General features: G+C 48.2%; 1 protein-coding gene. It reads right to left on the reverse strand.

What is annotated here, in order from left to right:
* Window positions 1-255 (reverse strand): glyceraldehyde 3-phosphate dehydrogenase NAD-binding domain-containing protein (locus SB772_RS43290; RefSeq protein WP_410838935.1); only part of this gene is annotated, 255 nt, incomplete at both ends.

Genomic DNA, 255 nt, shown 5'->3' on the forward strand with positions numbered 1-255 from the left:
GTCAAATGGCGCGGCACCGATAATTACTTGCTGCGCGCCAGCATCGATATGTAGCGTCGCCTGCTCATACGAGCGAAAATGCCCAGTACATTCTAAAACCACATCGACACCCAACGCCTGCCAAGGTAAATTTTGAGGATCAGGCTCTGATAGCATATTGATGCAGTAAGTCAGATTATTCTTAGTCAGACAGAGCTCGGTCTTGCTCGTATCACCTGACTCACTCTCTACAATCTCAGCATGTACCCCTAATCG

The sequence above is a fragment of the Paraburkholderia sp. SIMBA_030 genome, from assembly GCF_046535245.1.
Taxonomy (GTDB): Bacteria; Pseudomonadota; Gammaproteobacteria; order Burkholderiales; family Burkholderiaceae; genus Paraburkholderia.